This window comes from Capnocytophaga stomatis (genome assembly GCF_002302635.1).
GTDB lineage: Bacteria > Bacteroidota > Bacteroidia > Flavobacteriales > Flavobacteriaceae > Capnocytophaga > Capnocytophaga stomatis.
The window spans coordinates 1,304,478-1,324,202 of the sequence record NZ_CP022387.1; the positions used below are offsets into that span (position 1 = coordinate 1,304,478).

Here is a 19,725-nt window from a genome sequence, read left to right on the forward strand (position 1 = left end):
GCTATAAAATACTTTTGATTTTGGGTGTTTTTTCTTCAACTTGTGTATATGCTTGTTCTAAGTTAGGGTTTTCTACCAAATCAATAAGTCTCTTCGTAAGAAACTGCATTTTTTTCATCTTGTTTTGTATATTTTGAAACGTATTGCGAACAAGTAAAAAAGAATATATTATATAAAACCCTTTAAAAAACATTTCAAGAAAGGAGACTTCTTTTCTTTTTTGGGAGATAAAAAGTTTTACTTCTTGATTATTAAAAAATGGCAATTCGTTTGTTTGTTTTGCAAGATATTTAGAATTTCTTTCCAATGCCAATTGATTAAGTTTATTAATACAACGTGTATATATTTCTAAAAACTCTCGTGAGGAGTTAATAAGTTCTGGTCTATCAGGAAATTGACAAAACAAATTCAGTTCCTTTTTCAAATTTAATATTTCTTTTTCTGACAACATAATTACTTTTCAATTAGTTTATTATTATAGAAAGGAATAACCTTCTCAGCAAAAGGCAAATATAAGAAAAAAGTGCAAAGGAAAAAGAAGAAAAATAAAAAGCAGAGAAAAATCTCTGCTTGAACTTACTATCTTTTACTAATCTGCAAAACTTGTACAAAAAAATCCGCTTCTGTTTTAGAAACGGATTTTAATTTATCTTTAAAATGACTAAACTTCCTCTTGATCTCTCAAATATTGGATGTATCGAGCTTTTTGTAGTTCATTTCTTCTCTTCACAGAATTTTTTGTAAAATGCTGTTTCTCACGAAGTTTACGAACAACTCCCGTTCTGTCAAATTTTCTTTTGTAACGTTTTAACGCTTTGTCGATGCTTTCGCCGTCTTTTACTGGTATTATTAACATAATCTATACACCTCCTCTCATTTGGGGTGCAAATATGCACTTTTTTTTTGAAACTCACAAATTTCACACGAAAAATCAAGTTTAAAAACACGAAATTTCCTCAAGAAAACTATTTTTCTTCCTTTGAAATGATTATTAGTTCATTGCTTCCTTTCACATTTGAAATTACTTTTACAAAATTCGTTTGCTGGCAAAATTCGATAAAATCTGCGTTCCTTTGAGCTTGTTTTTTATTGTTTTTCATTGTGTTGAACAATATTTTTCCGTTGGAAGTCAGCAAAGAAAGTGCTTGATTTATAAACTTTTGGGAAAACAAAAATTCAGGCATCATATCATCTTGAAAAATATCAATGATAATCAAATCATACTTTGATTTTGTTTTTTGCACAAACTGCTGAGCATCATCAATAACAATTTCCAAATTACTGATTTTGCCAAGATTAAAATAGGTTTTCGCAACATTAACAATCTCTGCATCAATATCAACCGCTGTTATTTTTCCCGTATAGCCAACCTCATCAACCAAAGTTTTTACAACACTTCCTCCTGCCAAACCCAGAACCAAAATGTTTTGCATTTTTTGCACTTCGGAAAAACCTATCTTCCTCAAACCCAATCGCAAAATTCGTTGTAAACTTCCGTAAGAATAATTTGTATTGGGAGTGTCCAACACCAAACGCCCACCCCGCAGAACCACATCAATTGACTTATTGATTGCGGATTTTTGCTTATGAACCGTGATAGGGATAATATAACTGAGTAGCTTTTTAAGCATCGCAACAATTGTGGATTTTAGAGTTTCTCCAGACTCATTTTCTCTCCGTCGAACACGGCATACGTGAAATAATGTATCCAATCGCCGGTGTTTATGTATTTGGAAGTATCGGAAAGCGGAATTTCCATAGGCAAATGCCGATGCCCGAAAAGAAAATAATCGTAATGCTTAAGCGTCAATTTCCGTTTGCAGTATTGCACTAACCATTCGTTGTCTTCTCCCAAGAATTTTACATCTTCATCACCTGAAATCAGTTTATTTTTTACCGAAAGATATTGTGCCAATCGCACCCCGATATCCGGATGCAACCAACGGAACAGCCATTTTGCCACCGGATTGGTAAACACTTTTTTCATTCGTTTAAAGCCTTTGTCGCCTGGTCCGAGTCCGTCGCCGTGCCCCACGAGAAAGCGTTTCCCGTTGCATTCAAATTCCAGCGGTTTATAAAAAACAGGGATATTCAATTCTTTTTGAAAATAATCACCCATCCATAAATCGTGATTCCCAACGAAGAAATAAATTGGGATTCCTTTATCCGTCAACGATGCCAACTTACCTAACGTTCGCACAAATCCCTTCGGAACTACGGTTTTGTATTCGAACCAAAAATCGAACAAATCCCCAAGCAGAAAAATCGCTCCTGCATCTGCTTCAATCTTGCCGAGCCAATCCACAAAAGCCAATTCCCGCGGACGACTTGCCACGAAATCAGGTGCTCCCAAATGATTGTCAGAAGCGAAATAAATCTTTTTGCCGGAAAGTAATTCTATGTTCAAAGTTTAAAAGGATAAAGTTTAAAGGATAAAAAACAAGGAACAAGGACAAAGAACCAAGGAACAATTAGCAAGGAACAATTAGCAAGGAACAATTAGCAATGAATAGTTATTCTGCTTGTGTCATTAACAGAAAATATTTCCGAAGTCATTACAGCAATAGTCTATTAACAAACATCTTCTATCTATTGCCTATTCTCTTATGCCTATTGCCCTATGCCTATTCTTACGGATTGTCCGAAGCAAACCATTCGGCGTAAGAGCTTTCGGTTTCTTGCAAACGAAGTGAGAACAACGCAACGTTTTCAGGCAGGTATTTTTTGATACGCTCGGCAAAATCTACCACCAGATTTTCGCTCGTGGGCTGATAATCCACCAAAATGATGTGATGTCCTTTGGCTTTGAGTTCATTTGCCAACTCCAAATGCGGCGAATTGGCGTTAAAAATCATCGCGTGGTCGAATTCGTCAATAATTTCCCGCTTTACGATGCGTTTCAAATCACCAAAATCAATCACCATTCCGTGTTTTACGTCGTTGGGGTTATCAATAGGCGTGCCAATTACCGTAACGTGCAATTTATAACTATGTCCGTGCAGGTTTTTACATTTTCCGTCGTAACCATACAAAGCGTGCCCCGCCTCGAACTCAAATTTTTTGGTAATGCGTATTTTTGTCATTTTTTCAAATCGGTTTGAAGCCGTAAAAGTAGCGAAAAAAGGTGAATGTAGCAAAATATTCATCTTTTTGAAGAGAATAACTCAAAACAAATATTCTTCTTTTTCTAAACTTTTTCACTACAAAACATCAATTATCCATTAAATTTTCCTATTTTTGCGACAATAACCTATTAGAACAAATTATGTTACTAACAAAACAAACCTTTGAACTGCATAAAGCCACACGTTCAAACCTTTTAAATTACTTAGAAAATCTATCACCTGAAAAATTAGCAAAAATCCCGAATAAATTCCGCAATAACGTTTTCTGGAACATCGCTCATTGCGTTGTAACTCAGCAACTTTTGTGCTACAAACTCAGCGGAATCACCCCTTTAGTTTCTGATGAATTTATAAATACTTACAGAAAAGGAACCGCTCCTGATGAGCATATTCCTTCAGATGAAGAAATCAAAAATTTGAAAGAATTGCTTCTCTCTACACAAGAACAACTCCAAAAAGACTACGAAAAAGGTGTTTTTAAAGAATTCAGTCCCTATATGACCAGCTACGGATTTGAACTCAATTCCGTAGAAGATGCAATCAACTTTAACAACACTCACGAAAGTATGCATTTAGGTTCGGTAATTGCATTGAATTACTTTCTTTAAAACTCAAAACCAACATTTTATCATTTATTTAAAGATTTGAAGAGAAAGAGATGTCACCCATTTATAACCAATTACTAATACCGTATCTCATCGCGATGGCTCTTGCCATAACTATGGGCGGAAGTGGTACAGCACCCGCATTTTCTGCAAGTTATGGGGCGAATGTTATACGAAGGAGCTTAATTCCGGGTATTTTCGGTATTGCGGTTTTTTTGGGAGCTTTTGTTGCCGGTAAGAATACGGCTACAACAATGGGAAATGGCATTTTACCAGCTAACTATATGACTTTCACTGTTGTATCAGTAGCTTTACTCTCCGTTGCGATAACACTTTTGATAGCCAACATTTCAGGAATTCCTCAGTCAACAAGCCAGGCGGCTGTCCTTGCTTTTGCAGCTCCTTCACTGTATTTCAACAAATTAGACTCAGGAAAGCTTTTTTATGAAATCATTCCCGCTTGGTTTATTCTTCCCGTTATTTCGTACTTCTTGAGTTATTTATGCGGGAAATACATCTACAAACCAATGCGGAGAAGAGGATTTACTATGCAAAGAGCTCAAAATGAAAATCTTAAACCCGTTTGGAATACCATTCTGATTGTAATGTCAATCTATGTTTCTTTCTCCATCGGTTCGAACAACGTTGCTAATGGTGCAGGACCTATTGCAGCAATGACTATCAATGAGTTAGGACTACAAAATGAAAATGATTTTATGGTTATTTTGATACTTTCTTCATTAATAGTTGCACCTTGTTTTGGTATTGGAAGTTCTTTGTTCGGTCATAAAATTGTAAAAAACACAGGAAAAGAAATAATCCTTTTCGGGAAATTTGAAGCGGTTATAATTGCCTTTATTTCAGGAAGTTTACTTCTTTTAGCTTCTGTAACAAAAGGAATTCCCTCATCACTGGTACAAGTGAATGTAGCTGCCATTTTAGGAATTGGTGTTGCAAAAATGGGAACTAAAAACATCTTTAACAAAACCCAAGTAAAACGCTTTTTCACGATGTGGATGATTGCCCCAATCATCTCTTTTTTGCTATCGCTTTTATTGATTTATCTTGCTGATATGGGCGGATTTATACACAATCATTAATCAAAAAAGTGACAAAGCGTACTCACCTTATCACTTTTTACTTATTTTTATTTCGATTTAAAATTTTCAACAATTTTATCCACGATAACTTGAGCTAATTTCTCTTTGCTCTCCATAGTCCAACCGGCAATATGGGGTGTAAGAATCACATTGTCAGCTTCTAACAAGTATCTAAATGCTTCAGGAAAATTATCTTCTGTGAAAAAATCTTCAAACGACGACTTTTCATATTCCAAAACATCTAATCCCGCACCAAGTATTTCACCTGATTTTAAAGCACTTACCAAATCGTCCGTAACCACGCTTTTACCTCGTGCCGTGTTCAAAAACCAAAACGGATTCGAAAATTTATTAATAAAATCTGTATTTACCATCCTCATTGTCAGCGGATTTTGCGGCGTATGCAAACTTACAACTTCTGCTTGGCTGAAAAATTCTTCCAATGAAACTTGTGTGGCATTTTCATCTCCCACATTGGGTTTTATATCGTAACAAATCACCTTACAATCAAAGCCTTTGAGCTTTTTAGCAAAGGATTTTCCCATATTTCCATAACCAATGATTCCCACGGTTTTGTAATCCAATTCCCAACCACGATTTTCCTCACGTAACCATTTTCCTCTTTCAATTTCCGTATTTGCTTTTTTGAATTTGTTGAGTAACGCCAATAACATTCCTAATGTGTGTTCTCCCACAGCATTTCGGTTTCCTTCAGGAGAAGAAATCAGCATAACCCCCTTACTTTCAGCAAATTCACAATCAATATTCTCCAATCCTGCTCCTACTCTTGCTATAAACTTCAGATTTGTAGCTTTTTCTATAAAACTTCGGTCAATTGAAAAACGACTTCGGAGTATGATGCCATCATACAAATGTATTTTTGACTCGATTTCGCTCTTGGAACTTTTATAATCTTCATAATTTTCAAACCCATTCTCGGCAAGTTGGGCAATCATCAACGGATGATTTGTATCCAAATGAAGTATTTTCATATCATTTTAACTTTAAAACTTTTCAAAAATCAAACTTTATACTTTTTATATCTTTCCACATTCATTTCCTTATCAATTGGTTTGTTTTCATAAACCATTTCATAAAGTTTTTTTGCAACAAAAGGAGCGTTCATTACGCCTCGCGTACCCAAACCATTCAGAATCCAAATATTTTGATAATCAGGATGTTTACCTACTAATGGTCTGCGGTCGGATACCGTTGGCCGAACGGATGCCTCCTGCTCCGTAATTTCATACTTACACGAAATCAATTTATTAAGTTTCTCCAAAAGCTCATTTTTTGCTTTTTCTGTAATCGTATCACTCAGGTCGTTCCACTCGTATGTAGCTCCTATTTTGTAAAAATCATCCCCGATGGGCAGAATCACCCCATCGCTCTTCACAATCTCATCAAGTTGTAAATCAGGAGCATAAAATGTCAAAGTTTCTCCCTTACAAGGCTTCATCGGGAGATAATTGAAAAACGGATTTTGCACAACGCCATATCCTTCACAAAACACCAAATTTCGAGCAGAGACGCCTTGATAACTAACCTTATTTGAATTTATCTCAAGCTCCTGATAATCAAACCTTCTTTGGTGAAATACACTCTCATCTTTCCATCGTTTCGTGCATTCTTGCAGATAGGTTTTTACATCTAATCTACCCGTATTAAGCACTTTACCAAATCCAAAAGGAGCTTGAATACATTTGTTATTTTCCGAAATTATTTCAGGACTCAAATACGCAGAAAGCACATCTTTGTCGGAGGCACAAAACCAATTATTTTGTTCTTCCACCGAGGTAAACTTTCTTAAAATAGGGATTGAGATATTAATTTTTCTGTTGATTTTCTTTTCAATTTCACCATAAAAAGAACTCAACAGACTCATTTGCTCATTGGCCTTCCAAACCGCCGTAAATCGCTTTAAAACAACAGGATTGTAAACACCTCCTGCAACCAAACTTGCTATCTGGGAATTATCGCTAATCAAACAAAATGATTTACCGTTTTGTTCCAACACATTGCAAAAAGAAACACCTGCTAATCCGGCACCAACTACAATAAAATCAAACATATAAGTTAAAAAGTTTAATCTTTCAAAAAAAAACTGTTTTAAAACAGCTATGTTTTAAAACAGTTCTATGGATATTTCTGTGAATTTAAATTAGTTCGCCCACATATCTTGTTCTTTATCACGAACAGATTCTTTAATTTTATCCGATTCCAAGAGCTGGAAAAGTGAGTTATCAGGCAGATAGTCTCTAATTTTTCTATCACCATACACATTCGCCTCCTTGTAAACTACGGCACTGAACAACCTTGCGTTCAACAAATGATCAAATGACATTGGTCTTGCGTTATTTTTTCGGTTGAATGTTTTCGCCTCGTGCAGAATCTCTCTTGCTTTTGGATAAAACACCCAAAATAACTCTACCAACCTATTTTGAGCATCCTCAGAATCAACATAGTGTACATCCGGAGCTACCGGAGCAATTCCCAATAATCTATATTTTAGCTCTCCTTGACGTTTGTCGAAGTACCAAAGTCCTCTGATGCGATATTGAACTATATCACCAGCAGTCAAATCTCTCTTAGTGATATTCACCGGGTCGATTGCTTCCCCAGCGTTTAGCTGATCATAACCCGCTGATAATGTATCAATTTTAGATAGGGCACTACTTAGCTGATCATATGTTCTTTTCTCTGTAAAATAAGAATCAGCATAGGTATCTTTTAACTTTCCATTCTTCATATTCTTTACCAAAACATCATACAAAGAACGTCTGTATTTATCAACGTCCATCGTATCGGTAGGGAATAGAAGCGGAAAATTCATTCTCTCATTTAAGTCAATGATTTCCCAGACCTCCACAGACCAAAGGATATCCCTATCATCTACATATCCATAAGGTAATGGTTTGTCATTATCTGACTCTATTTGGGCTTCACTTTTCTGTCCAATTTCCTCAACCTCTTTTGCATTCAAGATGTTAAATTGAGCAAAAGACATTTGAGATGTAAAAATTGCAACAACTAATAAGCCTATATTTTTCCAGTTAAACATAATAATACAGTTTCTAATTTGTTATTTCAACATTTATAGGAATAACGGTTGGCATTTTGTAATCCGAATTTCCTACAATAGCAGCTTTGATGTCAAATATATTTACTATATCTCCTTTTCTCGCTCTGTTCAAAGCATTTCTCACCTGATCATTCATTCTGTTTCCTTGTACGGAAATAGTTGGTTGCCCAGGAATTGAAACTTTGAAAGAGGTAATTTTCGTGTTCAAATCAAAATCAAAATCTTCGAATTTAGCTGTTATCGTTGCCGCTCCTAAGTTTGACTTCGGTAATTTCACGCTTTCCACTTGTCCTCCGATTGAAGCCAATGGACGAGGAATATTTTTGATTCGGAACAATCTTGAAGAACTGAACTTTTGACCATCTATTTCTCCTGAAACATTGATTGTTACCTCACGACCAGCTCCAGGGCTCATCACCCAGCCATTACCACTTCTGCTTAAACCTGCACCTGAAGCCGATATTTTATTGTTTGGCACTCCAGGCATTGAAATCGTAATCGGGTTAGATACTCCTCGATAAACCACGTTCATCTTATCAGCAGAAATAACTGCAGAATTCGGTTTTGGAATAGTAGAGAACGATTGCTCAACAGGTACAGAAATTCTTTCACCATCTTGGTCAAAATGTAAACTACCTGTAATTTTGTGTTCACCAGCATTTCCTGCACCTATGTTCAATTTCACACGACCATCTTCAATTGTGTAATCAGAAGCTGACAACGGACGACCATCTAATTTCAATTCAACAGAATTCGGACGCGTAGTAGCATCTTTTCTTCCGAGTACAATAGCTCCATCAAATTTTTCACCTTGGTAATAAGCTCCTTTTGATTGCTCAAGTAAGGTTGTATAGTTAGTCATTGAAACTTGTTGTTTCAAGTTTCCTTCCATCAACATACCATAGAATTCTTGAGCATTTGTTCTGATATCAGATTGCATCATAGAGAACTTAGCCAAAGAAGCGATGTAAGGAAATCCTTCAAAATTGTAATTTAACCATTTTTTCTTAACTCCATCTTTATCCTTAACATCTTCCGTGCTAAAATTAGCTTTTATTTTTTCAGCCAAAGAAGCATATTTAGGATTATCTCCCAAGATAGCCAAAAATTTGTTTCTGTAATCATCTATATTTTGAACAAATTCTTTTCCATCTTTAGCATATCCTTCCCCCAAGAAGAACAAATCATCGGTGTGTTGAGATTTATCCATTGCCTGATAATCTCTTTCCGCAGGAGCTTTATCTTGCTGACCAATTTCATTATTCAAACCATCCTTGATTTTCTGAATATATTCATAGAAATTGTCAGACAACTCCTTCACTTCCTTAGCTTTGTTGTAATCTGCCTGGTATTTATCAGGATTTTCTTTTGCATTATTATCTAAAGCCTCAATCGCTGCCTCATTGGTAGCTTTCGCTCTTACGTTTGACGCTTCAAATTTCTCATTGACCAACCCAAATGCATTCAAAACCTCTTTACCCATATTCAATGCAAGCATTGCGATAAAGACCAAATACATAAGGTTAATCATCCTCTGTCTGGGACTTAATTTTCCTCCTGCCATAGTATTATTTTTTTAAGTTGTTAATTAAAAAACTAAATTATTTTCCCATAGCAGACAGCATTCCCCCATAAACTGTGTTCAAAGATTTCAAGTTATTCTTGAAGGACAACATTTGCTCATTCAATGAATTTAAGTTATCCACAACTCCTGCCTGAGCAGTAACTTGATTTTCTGTTCTTTCTAATTGTAATTTATAAAGACTATTTAATGATTCCAACTGAGTAGCCGCCAATGAAAGTTCTTCTCCATACTTGTGAGTTGCAGCCATTGAATTTGCAACCGGAGTAATTTCTTTCGCTGCACCAGCAAAATTCTCAATTGATTTTCCTAATGTACGCATCAAATTAGCATCAACCTTAGCTTCTGCTAAAATACCATCCAATTTCTCAGAAAGAGATTCTTTCAGCAATTTATCCTCTTTTTCTTGAACAGGAGCTGATTTTGCAATGTTTTGACGTGCCATACCTCCAGCCAACTCAGGATAAACCAATGACCAATCGTATTCCTCTTCAACCGGCTCAAATGCCGCAATGAAAAATATGATTGCCTCTGTGATTAACCCCACTGCCAACAGAACAGTTCCGTTAAGAGGACCAAGACTCCAGTGAGTCAACTTAAACAATGCACCAAGAATTACAACTGATGCTCCAAGACTGTAAACCGCGTTAAAGATTTTTTTTCTTCCTTTATTCCCTTTTGCCATAAGATTAAGTATTTAAATGTTTATTTTTAATTATATTTTTGTTTACTAAACTTTACTAAATGGAATTGATTTCAATTTCTATATTATCTAAAACCTCTTACTCCTTTGCTCTTTGCTCCGTCACTAACTCCCATAAAGTCTTGAACTGTTCTGAAACCAATGTAGCTACGAGCAGAATCTTGATATTCAAAATCACGTGTGTTAACTTGCAACATATAGGCTACATCTTTCCAAGAACCTCCTCTAATTACCTTACGTTTATTTTTCTCATCAATAACACTCGGATTCATTGTTGACATATATTCGTATGAATTTGGGTCGTATGATGTATTTGTCCATTCTGATACGTTACCAGCCATATTGTACAAATTATAACCATTTGGTTCATACGATTTTGCTTCTACTGTGTACAAAGAATTATCTGATGCATAATCTCCACGCAGTGGCTTGAAGTTAGCCAAGAAACAACCTCTATCATCCGTAGTATAAGGCCCTCCCCAAGGATATGTACCTCCTTCAAGTCCTCCTCTGGCAGCATATTCCCATTCAGACTCAATAGGCAAACGGAAAGCATTAATTTCATCTTGCCCTTTAGCCTTTTGGTACGTATTTTTATTTAACGTTCTCCATTCACAAAACGCCTTAGCTTGCATCCAGTTAACCCCAACTACAGGATAATCACCATAAGCTTCGTGCCAAAAATATTGATTATGCATTGGTTCGTTGTAAGAATAATTAAAGTCACGAACCCAAACTGTTGTATCAGGATATACTTTTATCAGCTCTTCTCTGAAGAAATCTTTTCTGTTACCTTTTGCACGAGCTGCCTTTTCCATATCCAACCATTGGTACTTGAAAACAAATTTTTCAACATCCATAATGCGTTTTCCATTATAAGATTCTTCCTCTGGCAGATACATTTTATCCATTACCTCTGAATAGTACTCATCAGGAAACTTCTTAGTATCCCAAATTAGCTCTACTTTTCTGTTCAATTTACGTTTACGCTCATCGCCGTAAGTGTTCTGCAAGTACTGCTCGTAAGCACTCATATTCTCAGTATTTGCGTCCAGATAAGCATAGTCACCTATGCCTCCTCCCCCTTGAGATTGCCCCGTTTCGTCAGCTAATTCTGCAAGATTTGTCCTGATGATGGAGTCACGCACCCAATTAACAAACTGACGATATTCACTGTTTGTAATTTCTGTTTCATCCATATAGAACGATCCCACGCTGACTGTTTTGACAGGTGCATTTAAGCTTCCTGCTTTATCGTCGTCGGAGCTACCCATAATAAAAGAACCACTTGGAATAAGGGTCATTCCATAAGGTCTTGGTTGTTTCCAACTCTTCCCTTTAACGCCTACAAGTTCTCCTTTGTTATCTCCACCACGACCGCACGCATAAACTACAGTAAGCATTAGTAGCATTACAAAAATTTTCCTTGCCATAAACATTGTTTAAATTCACATTATTTCAGGCTGCAAACCTATATAATTATTTTGAAATCTGCAATAACTATTCATTTTTATTTAATGTTACCGAATTAAGTTTAACACTATATTTAGAATTCTTTAATACTAATCCCTGTGATATCTAAAAATTTTTAGCACTGAAAACCAATATTCTGAATTATTTTTTAACAAAAAAGCACTTTTTATCAACAAATACAGAAGCAAACAACAAATATTTCTTAAAGAGTAAAATTTAGCTTTATTTTCACAAGAAAAAAACTAATTTTTACAGAAAAAAGCAACCGAATAACGGTTGCTTTTCTCAATTGTTTCTATGTTTTTGCTATTTCAGCTCTTTAACACCTACGTTCCAAAGGATGAAAGACTGCATATCCGCAGCTTGTTCTATTAGTTTGCTTATAGGCGTTCCGGCTCCGTGTCCTGCATTGGTTTCTATACGAATAAGAACAGGATTATTCCCGGATTGCTTAGCTTGTAATTCTGCTGCAAACTTAAAACTATGTGCCGGTACCACACGATCATCGTGATCACCTGTGGTTACCATCGTTGCAGGATATGCAACTCCTTCTTTTACATTGTGAATTGGTGAATATTTTTTCAAATACTCAAACATTTCTTTGCTATCATTGGCAGTTCCGTAATCGTAAGCCCAACCAGCACCCGCCGTAAATGTATGGTAACGAAGCATATCCAACACACCAACTGCCGGCAACGCTACTTTCATCAAATCAGGGCGTTGCGTCATTGTTGCTCCGACCAACAATCCACCGTTAGAACCTCCGTGAATTGCCAAATGATTTGAAGACGTATATTTTTCAGCAATCAGATATTCCGCTGCTGCAATAAAATCATCAAACACGTTTTGTTTTTGCATTTTTGTTCCTGCATCGTGCCATTTTTTCCCATATTCACCTCCTCCTCGAAGATTAGCAACGGCATAAACACCTCCGTTTTCAAGCCAAACTGCGTTTGAAACACTAAATGATGGAGTCAAACTAACATTAAATCCTCCATAACCATATAATATAGTAGGATTTGTTCCGTCTAATTTAATTCCTTTTTTATATGTTATAATCATCGGAACTTTTGTACCGTCTTTTGAAGTGTAGAAAACTTGCTTAGATTCATAATCTTCTGACTTCAAATCAATTTTAGGTTCCCAATACAAATCATATTTACCAGAATTCAAATCCATTTTATAGATTTTCCCCGGTGTATTGTAATTTGTGAACGAAAAATACACTTCTTTATCTTCTTCTTTTGCAGAAAAACCTCCGGCTGAACCAACTCCGGGCAATTCCACTTCACGAATTAGATTTCCTTCATAATCATATTGTTTCACTTTTGAAACAGCATCAACGATGTATTTTGCAAAAAGGTAATCACCTGCCAATGAAACCGACAGAACGTTCTCAGTTTCAGGAATAACATCTTTCCAATTATCAGGCTTAGGATTAGAAACATCCACGCTAACCAAACGCTCGTTAGGGGCATTCAAATTTGTAACCATAAACAATTTTGAACCCTTGTTATTTACTACTTGTGTATCACTGTTGAAATCTTCTGTAATGGCAACAAATTCAGATTTTGGGTTTTTCAAATCTTTCACAAACAACTTATTACCAGAAGTAGAATTCGCTCCCGAAATGAATAAATAATTCTTATCATCAGAAACATATCCCGAAACATAACGATATTTTTGCTCTGGTGTTCCGCCAAAAATTAGTTTGTCTTCTTTTTGCGAAGTTCCTAATTTGTGATAGTACAACTTATGTGTATCGGTTTTTGCAGAAAGCTCACTTCCTTTTGGCTTATCGTAGCTTGAATAGTAGAAACCTTCATTTCCGTTCCAAGAAGCTCCACTGAATTTAATATCGACCAAAGTATCGCCTACAATTTCTTTCGTTAAAGCATTCATAACGATAAGCTTACGCCAATCGCTTCCTCCTTCGGAAATCAAATACGCCACCAAAGAACCATCTTCAGAAAAGCTAACTCCTCCTAATGAAGTAGTTCCGTCTTTTGAAAATTCGTTCGGATTGAGAAACACCTCCTCTTTTCCGTCTTTATCCTTGCGGTAAAGCACACTCTGATTTTGCAATCCGTCGTTTTTGTAGTAATACGTAAAATCACCTTCTTTAAAAGGTGCTCCAATTTTTTCATAATTCCATAATTTTTCCAAACGTTTTTTAATCGTTTCTTTATACGGAATTTGTGATAAATACCCGAAAGTAACTTCATTTTGAGCTTTTACCCAATTGGTAGTTTCGGTGCTTCTGTCATCTTCTAACCAACGATAAGGGTCTTTTACTTCCGTCCCGAAATACACATCAACTGTATCGACTTTTTTAGTTTCAGGATATGTAACCTTAACAGCTTCTGATTGTTGCGTATTTTGGCAAGCCACCATCAAAAGCAAACTTCCTAAAGGAATTATTCTTTTTTGCATATTCAAATCTCCTATTTATTTATTAAAATTCATCTTCAATTTGGTTCAAGAATATTCTTGAATACATTTTTTTCGTGCCGAAGATATTAACTTTTTTCTGAAAATAAAAATCCACACGCCAGCACGGAAAAATGATTTATCGCCATAATCAAGCTCCGACAGCTTTCTTTACATTCTTGATTAACAAAACGTTATATATAAAAATCAACAAAATCAAAAGCGAAAAACTTACGAAGTAAATCTCGTTGGGTTGCAGCGAAAAATCAAAGAAATTTTTGAGTTTTGCCAAGTATAATTTTCTAACAGAATTACTTACCCAAACAGCAAAAACAACTGATAATAAAGTAATTACACTAATCACAACACCATAAAATTTAGCTATCCGTAAATGGCTATACCCAATTTGATACAAATTCAAAAGTAATTCTTTATTTTTCTGAATTATCAAATTAACACTCAATAAGATAAACGCAACAGACAAAACAACAATTATCGAAGCTATAAAAAATACAAAAAACAATGCAGTTTTGAAGAAAAACACCATTTTCCCAAATTCTAATTCATCTTTATTGATAGAATAATTATTTTCATTGAAAAATTGTAAAATTCTTTCATCAGACGGATTTTTAAAATCAATCAGCAAACGATTAATTTTATCTCCATCTCCCCTACCAAATTCCACATTTGCCCAACGCAAAAATTCATCAGGAACCAATATCGAATTAATTTTGTTAGAAAACCCAACAATTTTACTTTCAAAATGCTTGGTTCTTCCGTTTCCTTCCACTTCAATATTAAACTGAATTTGCGAAATCATATTTTTTGAAAGAACAGGAAGTCCCTGACTTTCAGCAAATCCAAAATTGTACAAACTCAAATAATTTTCAGGAATAATTATCGGAACAAAATCTTGGGAAACATCCCATTGCCATTCTTCGGGCTGTACATCTAAATATTTGTCAGGAATACTTTCAAAAAACAAATCTGTGTAAAATCGGGGAAGTTCGTTTGTTTGTTTGGTAAAAGCTCCTATTTTAAACGACGCATTATTAAAAGCCGCTACATCGCTTATAAAATCTTGTTTTTGAAGCTCTTGAATATCATTTTCTGTAAAATAAATTCTATCTTTATTAGTTGATTTAAAGATAGATACATTTTTGCTGATAACAACCGTTTGATTTTTAAACACATCGGACTGTTGCTCAAGTAATGGACGTACGTCAAAATACAACTGAATGGTAATCAACACAATAACCACCCCAACAAATAATGTGAGGGCATATCCTATAATTTGCGACTTGACTAAGGTACTTTTTTGTAATTTAAGAAGCATTTTTGCTGAAAATAAACGTTTTACAAATTCAAGATTCTATCAAATTCAAAAACCTGACTTAACTCAAGTGAAGTCATAATTAGGCTCGCTCCTTGATTTTGAAGCTCTTGACTTATGATTTCTGCAAGAATTTCAATATTCTTATTATCTAAGTGACTAAAAGGCTCATCTAAAAGCAAATAATCAAAAGGTTGGCACAAAGCCCTTATAATTGCAATTCGTTGGCGTTGCCCGAGCGAGAGATTTTGTACTAATGTGTCTCGTTTGTGAGATAGTAAAACACGGTCAATCAGAGTGTTAATTTCGTGTTCGGTTTTGTGTTGCGTAAGGTCGTTTTTGAGTTGTATGTTCTCATAAGCTGTCAGGCTTGGGAAAAGTTTATAATCCTGAAAAACATAACTCAATTTATTCTTTCTGAGTTCAAAAACGTCTTTTTTACTAAAAACCCCATCGTATTTTATGCTTCCTTCGTAATGAAAACTACTTCCGTAAATAAAATTTAAAAATGAAGTTTTTCCGTGTCCTGACTGAGCTTTGATGAGATATTTCTTACCTTTTTCAAACAAAACCTGTTTCTGTAAATAAATATCAGAAGGAGTGATTTCTCCTTCTGACATATAAATAGGTTTTATGTAATTAAGTTCAATGTTCATTTTCAGATTTTTAAGACATTTCTACTGGTTTGGTCAACTCCTTGTAAAATGGTGTTCAAGCTGTTACCTTCCTTCTTAAATCTGATGATTAATTCTCCTGAATAATTATCAATTTGTTTAAATTCAGCTTCTTTTAAAATATCAATCCAAATTCTGGACACTTCTTCGTTTCGCGTGAAATTCAGTTCTTTTCTGAGTAATTCCGGATATTCATCATAATTCAAATTCAAGTAATAATACACTGAATGCTTTGAAATTTGAGAAGCTATTTCTGTTTCTTTCAAATTATCCGAAGGCAATCCTCCGTTTTTGAAGCTTTTAATGCCTTTTTCACTACTTGTAATGAAGAAAAGCTTATCGTTAAATGTAAAATATAACGGATATTTTCCATCAAATAAGAAATAATAGTAATCTTCTGTTTTTTCAACTTCATCCCCAACTACTTGAAGTATTTTTTCAACAGCTTGGCTTCCGTTTAAATCCAAAACCAATCCCATTATCGGAAACAATCTTTCATCCTCAATAAGTTCGCCTTCTTGTCTTTCATCTTGGTTTTCGTACTCATACCAAAATTTTTCGCGAGTATATTTAATTTTCTCAAAACCAGAAAGATTGAACAAGACACTTCCGCCCAAACCATCAAATATTTCTTTGAGAGTAAACCCAAATTTGTTTTCATTTATTTGTTCTTCAATAAAACTGAAATGCTTTAAATCTCCCAGATATTTATAAAATCCTTGCGGATTAATTGTCATACCCGATGTTATGTACGTCTGTTTAGGTAGGAATTTGAACAAATCTTTATTGAAAGATTTTCCATACATATCATATTCTTTCAAGCGTTTTGCATATTCTTCACCAGGTTGAAAATTGGTTTTCAAGGAGATATACTTATCTTCAAACGACAAAAAGAGAGACAAATATGAATCCGTGAAGTCATAACCTAATTCTTGAAAAAGATTCGTTCCAAAAGCTTGTTCCTGAAGCTTTTGCATTCCTAACCAAAAACTCACATCTTTTTTATCTTGATAGAATTTTTTAAATGATGAATCTTTTGAGATTTGTTCACTCGCAGGCAAATTCATCAATTTTGAAACATATTTTTCCGACTCGTCCTGATTTCCATATCTCGTATCACTCACAATCAAAGCCTTATCTTTATCCCAAGCAATAGTCGTAGTTGTATAATTTATATAACTATACTTTTCAGATTTTTTTATTTCTAATTCCATTTTGGTCTCATCCAATATTTTTTGAAGAAATTTAGAAAAATCCGCTTCGCTGCTGAGTTCAAAAGAGATACAAGCGGTTTGACCTTCCTTGAAGTCTCCGACGTTGTAAAAAAACACATCTTTTTTCAGGTTTATACCTGTTTTTGTGGGGTCTTCGAGAATTTGGTCAATGAAATCAGAAATATTTTTGCTTTCGCTTCTAATTTCCTTTTGCAACATTTTGAACGCCTCAAAGTTTCTAACTTGTTGCAAATCTCCTTTTTTGTAGAGAGAATATACATCAACAACTCCCACAAAATTAGCGTCGTTAGGAACTGTTTTTAATCCTTCCGGAGTGCTTGAACAAGATGTTAGTAGCAGGCTTACAATTCCCAAAAAAATTAAGCCTAATGATTTGATTTTCTTTAGTGTTTTCATTGAATTCAAAATTTTAATTATATTTTCAGATAATTGATTAACAAGATACTCTCTTGACATTGAAGAGAAAATTAAAATAACAGATGCAAATTTACATTTGTTTTTTGTTAAATTCACATTTCTTAAAAATTTTAACATCAATAAAATGATTAAAAAATATTTATCCTCAGTTTTCAAATTTTACATACCTTTGCCCTATGCTTTTATCGAACATAAATTCACCCGATGACTTACGTAAAATGCCGAAAGAAGAACTTCCTTTTTTGGCAAGGGAGGTGCGTGAATTCATCATTGACGTAGTTTCGGGCAAAGGAGGACATTTAGGAGCAAGTTTGGGAGTGGTGGAACTTACCATTGCTTTGCATTATGTTTTCAACACGCCTGACGATAAACTTATTTGGGATGTAGGGCATCAGACATATGCTCATAAAATATTGACAAACAGAAAAGAACAATTCCACACCAATCGGGAGTTGGGAGGAATTAGTGGGTTCCCAAAAATAGACGAAAGTCCGTACGATACATTTGGAACAGGACATTCATCTACCTCAATATCAGCAATTTTAGGAATGGCAATGGCTTCCACTTTACAAGGAAATTCTCACCGAAATCACATCGCAGTTATTGGCGATGCTTCCATAGTGAGCGGAATGGCGTTTGAAGCGATGAACCACGCAGGAACAACTCCAACCAACATTCTTATCATACTGAATGACAACGCAATGGGGATTGACCCGTCGGTAGGAGCTCTGAAAAATTATTTTGCCAAAATGAAATCTGAAAAAGGCAAAAACGAAACGTTTTTCAACAACCTGAATATCAAATACAAAGGAGTAATTGACGGACATAATCTCACTGAACTCATCAATTCGTTTGAATTGCTCAAAAATGAACCGGGCGTAAAATTACTACACGTAATTACCACCAAAGGAAAAGGACTTGAAAAAGCTGAAAAAGAACAAATTACATATCACGCACCCAGAAAATTTGACAAAATCACGGGCGAGCAATTTTCGGAAGATAGTTCTCTCCCAGCCAAATATCAAGATGTTTTCGGACTGACATTAAACGAATTAGCTCAACAAAATAATAAAATTGTAGCCATCACGCCCGCAATGCCCAGTGGCAGTTCACTCACTTTTATGCAACGGACTTTTCCTGAGCGTGTTTTTGATGTGGGAATTGCTGAGCAACACGCAGTTACATTTTCTGCAGGATTGGCTCTGGAAGGCTTCATTCCGTTTTGTGTGGTATATTCTACATTTCTGCAACGTGCTTATGACCAAGTTATTCACGATGTGGCTTTGCAAAATATTCCTGTTATTATTTGCATTGACCGTGCAGGACTTGTGGGAGAAGATGGTGCCACGCATCACGGTGTGTTTGATATGGCTTTCTTGCGTCCCATTCCTAATTTGGTAATTGCTTCACCACGAAATGCTTCCGAGCTTCGGAATTTGCTTTACACGGCACAACTTGGCATAAATTTTCCTTTTGTAATTCGCTATCCAAGAGGAAGATGCAATGAAACAGATTGGCAACAGTCTTTTCAAAAAATTGAAATCGGAACAGCAGAACAACTCAAAGAAGGCTCAAAATATGCGGTGTTGAGCATCGGCACAATTGCGGAAAATGTGACAAAGGCAATCAATTTGTTAAAAAATCCTGAAGATTATGCTCATTTTGACATACGTTTCTTAAAACCCTTGGACGAATCACTTTTACATACTATTTTTGTGACTTATAAAATTATTTTTACCGTTGAAGAAGGTTCGGAAAAAGGTGGTTTAGGAAGTGCCGTTGCCGAGTTCGCATCAAAAAATAATTACAACAAACCATTAAAAATCATAGGAATACCTGATAAATTCATTTCGCACGGAAGTGTTGATGAGTTACAAAAAATGGTTGCTTTGGATGATAAATCTGTAAGTGAAATGCTAAAAGTAAAAAACAACAATAAAAATATTTGAACCTTAAAAATCAATAC

Annotated in this window: 18 protein-coding genes; 3 read left to right on the forward strand and 15 right to left on the reverse strand. The window is 35.2% G+C overall.

From position 1 onward, the window contains the following. Window position 1 precedes the first annotated feature (1 nt). The 5 genes from CGC58_RS05900 to queD form a co-directional block, all read right to left on the reverse strand. Window positions 2–448, reverse strand: a complete 447-nt coding sequence (locus CGC58_RS05900) for a hypothetical protein (protein ID WP_157909212.1) — start codon at window positions 446–448, stop codon at window positions 2–4. 213 nt (window positions 449–661) lie between these two features. Further along, window positions 662–856: a 30S ribosomal protein S21 gene (gene rpsU, locus CGC58_RS05905; RefSeq protein ID WP_018278300.1), complete on the reverse strand. Its 195-nt coding sequence runs from the start codon at window positions 854–856 to the stop codon at window positions 662–664. A 109-nt stretch (window positions 857–965) separates the two neighbouring features. Continuing rightward, window positions 966–1,631, reverse strand: a complete 666-nt coding sequence (locus CGC58_RS05910; RefSeq protein ID WP_095895777.1) for a spermidine synthase — start codon at window positions 1,629–1,631, stop codon at window positions 966–968. 17 nt (window positions 1,632–1,648) lie between these two features. Next, window positions 1,649–2,407, reverse strand: coding sequence for a UDP-2,3-diacylglucosamine diphosphatase (locus CGC58_RS05915; protein WP_095895779.1), 759 nt, complete (start codon window positions 2,405–2,407; stop codon window positions 1,649–1,651). A gap of 223 nt (window positions 2,408–2,630) precedes the next feature. After that, on the reverse strand, window positions 2,631–3,083 hold the full coding sequence (gene queD, locus CGC58_RS05920) for a 6-carboxytetrahydropterin synthase QueD (RefSeq protein WP_095897133.1): 453 nt from the start codon (window positions 3,081–3,083) through the stop codon (window positions 2,631–2,633). 182 nt (window positions 3,084–3,265) lie between these two features. On the opposite strand from queD, the gene CGC58_RS05925 reads away from it, so the two are divergent. Together CGC58_RS05925 and CGC58_RS05930 are read left to right on the forward strand one after the other, a co-directional pair. After that, window positions 3,266–3,733 carry a DinB family protein gene (locus CGC58_RS05925; RefSeq protein ID WP_095895781.1) on the forward strand — a complete coding sequence of 156 codons (468 nt, stop codon included), beginning with the start codon at window positions 3,266–3,268 and terminating at the stop codon, window positions 3,731–3,733. Window positions 3,734–3,783: 50 nt separating this feature from the next. Next, window positions 3,784–4,830 carry an inorganic phosphate transporter gene (locus CGC58_RS05930; RefSeq protein WP_095895783.1) on the forward strand — a complete coding sequence of 349 codons (1,047 nt, stop codon included), beginning with the start codon at window positions 3,784–3,786 and terminating at the stop codon, window positions 4,828–4,830. A 47-nt stretch (window positions 4,831–4,877) separates the two neighbouring features. On the opposite strand, the gene CGC58_RS05935 is transcribed toward CGC58_RS05930, so the two are convergent. From CGC58_RS05935 to CGC58_RS05980, 10 genes are all read right to left on the reverse strand, one after another. Then, window positions 4,878–5,822, reverse strand: coding sequence for a 2-hydroxyacid dehydrogenase (locus CGC58_RS05935; protein WP_095895785.1), 945 nt, complete (start codon window positions 5,820–5,822; stop codon window positions 4,878–4,880). Between the two features lie 29 nt (window positions 5,823–5,851). Next, on the reverse strand, window positions 5,852–6,901 hold the full coding sequence (locus CGC58_RS05940) for an NAD(P)/FAD-dependent oxidoreductase (protein ID WP_095895787.1): 1,050 nt from the start codon (window positions 6,899–6,901) through the stop codon (window positions 5,852–5,854). Window positions 6,902–6,991: 90 nt separating this feature from the next. After that, on the reverse strand, window positions 6,992–7,891 hold the full coding sequence (porN, locus tag CGC58_RS05945) for a type IX secretion system ring subunit PorN/GldN (protein WP_095895789.1): 900 nt from the start codon (window positions 7,889–7,891) through the stop codon (window positions 6,992–6,994). Window positions 7,892–7,904: 13 nt separating this feature from the next. Then, a complete protein-coding gene (porM, locus tag CGC58_RS05950; RefSeq protein WP_095895791.1) occupies window positions 7,905–9,476 on the reverse strand; it encodes a type IX secretion system motor protein PorM/GldM in 1,572 nt (523 codons plus the stop codon). Between the two features lie 37 nt (window positions 9,477–9,513). Further along, window positions 9,514–10,179: a type IX secretion system motor protein PorL/GldL gene (gene porL / locus CGC58_RS05955; protein WP_095895793.1), complete on the reverse strand. Its 666-nt coding sequence runs from the start codon at window positions 10,177–10,179 to the stop codon at window positions 9,514–9,516. An 83-nt stretch (window positions 10,180–10,262) separates the two neighbouring features. Next, window positions 10,263–11,636, reverse strand: a complete 1,374-nt coding sequence (gene porK, locus CGC58_RS05960; RefSeq protein ID WP_095895795.1) for a T9SS ring complex lipoprotein PorK/GldK — start codon at window positions 11,634–11,636, stop codon at window positions 10,263–10,265. A 340-nt stretch (window positions 11,637–11,976) separates the two neighbouring features. Continuing rightward, on the reverse strand, window positions 11,977–14,103 hold the full coding sequence (locus tag CGC58_RS05965) for a prolyl oligopeptidase family serine peptidase (protein ID WP_095895796.1): 2,127 nt from the start codon (window positions 14,101–14,103) through the stop codon (window positions 11,977–11,979). Window positions 14,104–14,251: 148 nt separating this feature from the next. Continuing rightward, the gene (locus CGC58_RS05970) at window positions 14,252–15,436 is read right to left on the reverse strand and encodes an ABC transporter permease family protein (protein WP_095895797.1); all 1,185 of its coding nucleotides are present in this window, start codon (window positions 15,434–15,436) and stop codon (window positions 14,252–14,254) included. Between the two features lie 20 nt (window positions 15,437–15,456). Beyond that, window positions 15,457–16,089: an ATP-binding cassette domain-containing protein gene (locus tag CGC58_RS05975; RefSeq protein ID WP_232748869.1), complete on the reverse strand. Its 633-nt coding sequence runs from the start codon at window positions 16,087–16,089 to the stop codon at window positions 15,457–15,459. A 2-nt stretch (window positions 16,090–16,091) separates the two neighbouring features. Further along, window positions 16,092–17,738: a DUF4836 family protein gene (locus tag CGC58_RS05980; RefSeq protein WP_157909213.1), complete on the reverse strand. Its 1,647-nt coding sequence runs from the start codon at window positions 17,736–17,738 to the stop codon at window positions 16,092–16,094. A 197-nt stretch (window positions 17,739–17,935) separates the two neighbouring features. On the opposite strand from CGC58_RS05980, the gene CGC58_RS05985 reads away from it, so the two are divergent. Beyond that, on the forward strand, window positions 17,936–19,708 hold the full coding sequence (locus CGC58_RS05985) for a 1-deoxy-D-xylulose-5-phosphate synthase (protein ID WP_095895801.1): 1,773 nt from the start codon (window positions 17,936–17,938) through the stop codon (window positions 19,706–19,708). Window positions 19,709–19,725 lie beyond the last annotated feature (17 nt).

Bases quoted from the DNA above. Each gene is read 5' to 3' on its own strand.
- CGC58_RS05985 (WP_095895801.1), top strand. From the start codon at position 17,936: ATGCTTTTATCGAACATAAATTCACCCGATGACTTACGTAAAATGCCG.
- porN (WP_095895789.1), bottom strand. From the start codon at position 7,891: ATGTTTAACTGGAAAAATATAGGCTTATTAGTTGTTGCAATTTTTACA.
- porL (WP_095895793.1), bottom strand. From the start codon at position 10,179: ATGGCAAAAGGGAATAAAGGAAGAAAAAAAATCTTTAACGCGGTTTAC.
- CGC58_RS05980 (WP_157909213.1), bottom strand. From the start codon at position 17,738: ATGAAAACACTAAAGAAAATCAAATCATTAGGCTTAATTTTTTTGGGA.
- CGC58_RS05965 (WP_095895796.1), bottom strand. From the start codon at position 14,103: ATGCAAAAAAGAATAATTCCTTTAGGAAGTTTGCTTTTGATGGTGGCT.
- CGC58_RS05930 (WP_095895783.1), top strand. From the start codon at position 3,784: ATGTCACCCATTTATAACCAATTACTAATACCGTATCTCATCGCGATG.
- rpsU (WP_018278300.1), bottom strand. From the start codon at position 856: ATGTTAATAATACCAGTAAAAGACGGCGAAAGCATCGACAAAGCGTTA.
- CGC58_RS05935 (WP_095895785.1), bottom strand. From the start codon at position 5,822: ATGAAAATACTTCATTTGGATACAAATCATCCGTTGATGATTGCCCAA.
- CGC58_RS05975 (WP_232748869.1), bottom strand. From the start codon at position 16,089: ATGAACATTGAACTTAATTACATAAAACCTATTTATATGTCAGAAGGA.
- CGC58_RS05940 (WP_095895787.1), bottom strand. From the start codon at position 6,901: ATGTTTGATTTTATTGTAGTTGGTGCCGGATTAGCAGGTGTTTCTTTT.
- porK (WP_095895795.1), bottom strand. From the start codon at position 11,636: ATGTTTATGGCAAGGAAAATTTTTGTAATGCTACTAATGCTTACTGTA.
- porM (WP_095895791.1), bottom strand. From the start codon at position 9,476: ATGGCAGGAGGAAAATTAAGTCCCAGACAGAGGATGATTAACCTTATG.
- CGC58_RS05910 (WP_095895777.1), bottom strand. From the start codon at position 1,631: ATGCTTAAAAAGCTACTCAGTTATATTATCCCTATCACGGTTCATAAG.
- CGC58_RS05925 (WP_095895781.1), top strand. From the start codon at position 3,266: ATGTTACTAACAAAACAAACCTTTGAACTGCATAAAGCCACACGTTCA.
- queD (WP_095897133.1), bottom strand. From the start codon at position 3,083: ATGACAAAAATACGCATTACCAAAAAATTTGAGTTCGAGGCGGGGCAC.
- CGC58_RS05970 (WP_095895797.1), bottom strand. From the start codon at position 15,436: ATGCTTCTTAAATTACAAAAAAGTACCTTAGTCAAGTCGCAAATTATA.